This window comes from Shewanella litoralis, assembly GCF_009828585.1.
In the GTDB taxonomy this organism is placed as follows: Bacteria; Pseudomonadota; Gammaproteobacteria; order Enterobacterales; family Shewanellaceae; genus Shewanella; species Shewanella litoralis.
The window spans coordinates 44,774-51,281 of sequence record NZ_WSRZ01000001.1; the positions used below are offsets into that span (position 1 = coordinate 44,774).

Below are 6,508 nucleotides of genomic sequence, written 5' to 3' on the forward strand. Positions count from 1 at the left end.
CGTTTACCGTGTAAAAGTATTAACCCCAGATAAACTCTACAATATTAATCATTACAAATATCTGTTTAACAAACTAATTATCAACTAGTTATGTAATCATACAGTGACGTCAAAAAATTGACCACATACCTAATTCATGGTAGAATTGTTAGATTACGGTTAAATTATTTTTAATTTAAAATTCATAATACTTTGACCAAGATCACGCATACTTACGTATTAATTACCTGATATATCAAAGCTGTTGGGAGCTTATAATGGAATCGATTAAAACATCACAAAACGGGATACTTTCTGCCTCTGAAGGCAAAGTAGTCATGACCATCAATAACCAAACGACTGAGCTTCAGTTAGGCCAAACTGTGCCAGCTGGAGCTGCCGTAACGAGTGACGAGAGCATTAATTTCGTCATTACCTTTGATGATGGCACCATTTTTAATAGTGCTGACCTCCCTACAGATGAAGCGATTACCAATGTCCTCAACGCTGAGGCTCAGGTTGTTGATCAGGCAGCCTTAGATGAAATTGAGGCCCTTCAAGATCTTATCGCCGCAGGTGAAGACCCAACAGAAGAACTACCTGAAACCGCTGCTGGCGCCCCAACTGCCAACGAAGGTGACTCAGGCTATGTTGCTGTATCACGTGATGGAAGCGAAACATTGGCTGACAATGGTTACGATACGACTGGACAAGCGGCTGCCCCAACAGCTGTTATTCAAGAAGAAGGCGTAGGTGAAAACGATTCCCCATCAATTTTAGTCAACGATGCAATAACGGTTGGCGAAGACCAAATTGCTTCAGGTAATGTATTAAGTAATGACACTGATGCTGATTCAGCATTGAGTGTGGTGAGCTTCGAAATTAACGGTGAAACATACCCAGCAGGCACGGAAGTCACCCTCGAAAATGGTGTACTCGTGTTAAATGCTGATGGTTCTTATACTTTCACGCCAAATGAAAACTGGAACGGCACTGTTCCTGTGATCAGCTACACGACCAACACAGGTATTACCGCGACATTAACCATTGAAGTCACGCCAGTTGATGATGCGTCGATATTAGTGAATGACAGCAATACTATTGTTGAAGATACCGTTGCCACCGGTAACGTGTTAGATAACGACAGCGATGTCGATTCAGATTTAAGCGTAGTGAGCTTCGAAGTTAACGGCGAAACCTATCCAGCAGGCACTGAAGTCACCCTCGAAAATGGTGTACTCGTGTTAAATGCTGATGGTTCTTATACCTTCACGCCAAATGAAAACTGGAACGGCACTGTTCCTGTGATCACTTACACCACCAACACTGGTATTACTGCGACATTAACCATTGAAGTCACGCCGCTTGATGATGCGTCAGTATTAGTTAATGACAGCAATACCATTGTTGAAGATACCGTTGCCACCGGTAACGTGTTAGCTAACGACAGCGATGTTGATTCAGATTTAAGTGTGGTCAGCTTTGAAGTTAACGGCCAAAGCTATGATGCTGGCACTAAAGTCACTCTAGAAAATGGTGTGCTAGTGCTTAACGCAGACGGTTCATATACCTTCACACCAAATGAAAACTGGAACGGCAGCGTTCCTGTCATCACTTACACCACTAATACCGGTGTTACTGCCACGTTAACGATTGAAGTGACACCAGTTGATGATCCGACGGTCACTGTGAATGACAGCAATAGCATCACTGAAGGTACCGTTGCTACCGGTAACGTATTAGATAATGATAGCGATCCAGATTCAGATCTCAGCGTTGTCAGCTTTGAAGTGAACGGCGAAAACTACGATGCCGGTACTGAAGTCACCCTAGATGGCGGTATTCTCGTCATCAATGAAGACGGCTCGTACACTTTTACACCGAACGAAAACTGGAACGGCCAAGTTCCAGTGATTACTTACACCACTAATACTGGTGAAACGGCGACATTAACCATTGAAGTGACACCAGTTGACGATCCGACGGTCACTGTGAATGACAGCAATAGCATCACTGAAGGCACCGTTGCTACCGGTAACGTGTTAGATAATGATAGCGATCCAGATTCAGATCTCAGCGTTGTCAGCTTTGAAGTGAACGGCGAAAACTACGATGCCGGTACTGAAGTCACCCTAGATGGCGGTATTCTCGTCATCAATGAAGACGGCTCGTACACTTTTACACCGAACGAAAACTGGAACGGCCAAGTTCCAGTGATCACTTACACCACCAATACTGGTGAAACGGCGACATTAACCATTGAAGTGACACCAGTTGATGACCCGTCAGTATTAGCAAACGATACTAATACTATCCAGGAAGATACTGTTGCGACAGGTAATGTTTTAGACAATGATCAAGATCCAGATTCAACATTAGCAGTCACTAAATTCGAAATCGATGGGCAAACTTATACTGCTAATGAACAAGTCACGTTAACTCAAGGTACTTTAGTTATTAATGCCGATGGCAGTTATAGCTTTACCCCTGCACCAAACTGGAATGGTGAACTGCCTGTTGTGACATACACGACTAACACCGGTGAAACTGCAACGTTAACGATTGGTGTTACTCCGGTTGATGATCCAACAGTTGCGTTAAATGATACTAATACTGTTGAAGAAGATGTTGTTGCTACTGGTAATGTTTTACTTAACGATAGCGATCCTGATTCTGATTTAAGTGTGGTTAGCTTTACAGTTGGCAATGACGCAACGATTTATAATGCTGGTGAGTCTGTAGTTGTTGAAAATGGCATTTTAGTCATAAATACAGATGGTAGTTACAGTTTTACTCCTGCGACAGATTGGAATGGTGTACTTCCTACGATAACTTACACCACCAACACAGGGGCAAGCGCCACCCTTACCATTACAGTGACACCTCAAAGTGATCCAACTAATGCGGTCAACGACACAATAACTATCCAGGAAGATACTGTTGCTACTGGCAATGTGCTAACAAATGATTCTGACGTTGATTCAACATTGACAGTTCAAAGCTTTGTCATTGATGGCGACAACAACACCTATCAAGCGGGCACCAGCGTAACATTGTCTCAAGGTTTGCTGATCCTAAATACTGATGGTTCTTACTCTTTTACGCCTAATGCAAATTGGAACGGTCAAGTACCTGTTATTACTTACACTACCAATACCGGTGCGACAGCGACATTAACAATCACAGTAACACCAGAGCAAGATCCTGCGACTATTTCTCCCATCAATGATGCAGGTATCGTCACAGAAGATGGCGCTACGGATACAGATCCTTCAACTGTTGAAGTCGTTTCAGGCTCATTACAAGTCAACGACCCTGATGCTGGCGAAGCCGTGTTCCAGGTGCAAACCAATGTCACCGATGGCAACTACGGCAGCTTCTCGATTGATGCAAACGGCAACTGGAGCTACACGCTCAACAACAGCCACATTGATGTGCAGTCACTCAAAGAAGGTGAAACCTTAACGCGCACTATCACGGTTACATCAGCCGATGGCACCGCCTCGCACGATGTGGTCATTACCATTGTCGGCGCGAACGATCCTGCTGACATCAGCGTGACTCCAGGTAACCCAGATTCAGATAAAGGCACCGTCACCGAAGACGGCAGCTCTGACACTGACGCGGCCACCGTGGAAACGGTAACAGGTAAGTTAGATGTCACTGACGTGGATAACGGCGAAGCTGTATTCCAGGTGCAAACCAATGTCACCGATGGCAACTACGGCAGCTTCTCGATTGATGCAAACGGCAACTGGAGCTACACGCTCAACAACAGCCACATTGATGTGCAGTCACTTAAAGAAGGTGAAACCTTAACGCGCACTATCACGGTTACATCAGCCGATGGCACCGCCTCGCACGATGTGGTCATTACCATTGTCGGCGCGAACGATCCTGCTGACATCAGCGTGACCCCAGGTAACCCAGATTCAGATAAAGGCACAGTCACCGAAGACGGCAGCTCTGACACTGACGCGGCCACGGTTGAAACCGTCACCGGTAAGTTAGATGTCACTGACGTGGATAACGGCGAAGCTGTATTCCAGGTGCAAACCAATGTCACCGATGGCAACTACGGCAGCTTCTCGATTGATGCAAACGGCAACTGGAGCTACACCTTAAACAACAGCCACATTGATGTGCAGTCACTCAAAGAAGGTGAAACCTTAACGCGCACTATCACGGTTACATCAGCCGATGGCACCGCCTCGCACGATGTGGTCATTACCATTGTCGGCACGAACGATCCTGCTGACATCAGCGTGACCCCAGGTAACCCAGATTCAGATAAAGGCACCGTCACCGAAGACGGCAGCTCTGACACTGACGCGGCCACCGTGGAAACGGTAACAGGTAAGTTAGATGTCACTGACGTGGATAACGGCGAAGCTGTATTCCAGGTGCAAACCAATGTCACCGATGGCAACTACGGCAGCTTCTCGATTGATGCAAACGGCAACTGGAGCTACACGCTCAACAACAGCCACATTGATGTGCAGTCACTCAAAGAAGGTGAAACCTTAACGCGCACTATCACGGTTACATCAGCCGATGGCACCGCCTCGCACGATGTGGTCATTACCATTGTCGGCGCGAACGATCCTGCTGACATCAGCGTGACTCCAGGTAACCCAGATTCAGATAAAGGCACCGTCACCGAAGACGGCAGCTCTGACACTGACGCGGCCACCGTGGAAACGGTAACAGGTAAGTTAGATGTCACTGACGTGGATAACGGCGAAGCTGTATTCCAGGTGCAAACCAATGTCACCGATGGCAACTACGGCACCTTCTCGATTGATGCAAACGGCAACTGGAGCTACACCTTAAACAATGACCACATTGATGTGCAGTCACTCAAAGAAGGTGAAACCTTAACGCGCACTATCACGGTCACATCAGCCGATGGCACCGCCTCGCACGATGTGGTCATTACCATTGTCGGCGCGAACGATCCTGCTGACATCAGCGTGACTCCAGGTAACCCAGATTCTGATAAAGGCACCGTCACCGAAGACGGCAGCTCAGACACTGACGCGGCCACGGTTGAAACCGTCACCGGTAAGTTAGATGTCACTGACGTGGATAACGGCGAAGCCGTGTTCCAGGTGCAAACCAATGTCACCGATGGCAACTACGGCAGCTTCTCGATTGATGCAAACGGCAACTGGAGCTACACGCTCAACAACAGCCACATTGATGTGCAGTCACTCAAAGAAGGTGAAACCTTAACGCGCACTATCACGGTTACATCAGCCGATGGCACCGCCTCGCACGATGTGGTCATTACCATTGTCGGCGCGAACGATCCTGCTGACATCAGCGTGACTCCAGGTAACCCAGATTCAGATAAAGGCACAGTCACCGAAGACGGCAGCTCAGACACTGACGCGGCCACGGTTGAAACCGTCACCGGTAAGTTAGATGTCACTGACGTGGATAACGGCGAAGCTGTATTCCAGGTGCAAACCAATGTCACCGATGGCAACTACGGCACCTTCTCGATTGATGCAAACGGTAACTGGAGCTACACCTTAAACAACAGCCACATTGATGTGCAGTCACTCAAAGAAGGTGAAACCTTAACGCGCACTATCACGGTCACATCAGCCGATGGCACCGCCTCGCACGATGTGGTGATTACCATTGTCGGCGCCAACGATGGACCAGAGTTCAGAAGTGGAGCAGATATTGTCGGTGGTACACCAAACGATGATGTGTACACCTTTAATAATATTGTTGAAGGAAGTCCAGCGGGTACCGTTGTAGGTTCAGTAGTTGCTGATGATCTTGATAACGATCAGCTTACCTACAGCTTTGAAAATGGTAGTCAAGTTTTCGGGATTTTCACGATCAATGCGCTTACTGGTGAAATTACGATCAATCAAGATATTGATGATGCCGACCTTGGTGATTATGAGCTCAGCATTCTAGTTACCGATCCATCAGGCAGTACTGACACAGCCATTGCAAATGTAAAATTGACTAATGTTGATGATCCAACAAATGCTTTAGATGATGTCAATACAATTGCAGAAGATACTGTCGCGACAGGTAATGTACTAGCTAATGATACCGATGTAGACTCCGTATTATCCGTAGTATCATTCGTCATAGATGGCTCATCAACTGTGCACTCTGCAGGCTCAACAGTTGTCTTAGCTAATGGTCAATTAGTGCTTAGCGCGAACGGTAATTACACCTTCACTCCAAATGCTAACTGGAACGGCGATGTGCCGGTGATCACTTACACCACCAACACAGGTGCAACGGCGACCTTGACTATCAAAGTCACGCCAGTGAACGATAACTTCACGGATGCTAATGAAAACATTAGCGTCAATGAAGACAGCGGCACGACCACAGGCACCGTATTAACGGGCACCAGCTCTGTGGACGGCCCTGTAACGGTTCAAAGCTTCAGTATTGAGGGCGTTACCGGTCCATTGACCCTAGGTCAAGCCGTCACCCTTACGGGCGTGGGCAGCTTTACCTTAAATGCCAACGGCACTTACAGCTTCACGCC

The 6,508-nt window shown here is 47.1% G+C and carries 1 protein-coding gene; it reads left to right on the forward strand.

Translation table 11 applies throughout. The features are described from left to right. Nucleotides 1-257: 257 nt before the first annotated feature. The coding region (locus GQA99_RS00240) for a retention module-containing protein (RefSeq protein ID WP_160051849.1) at nt 258-6,508 on the forward strand (6,251 nt) is incomplete at its 3' end.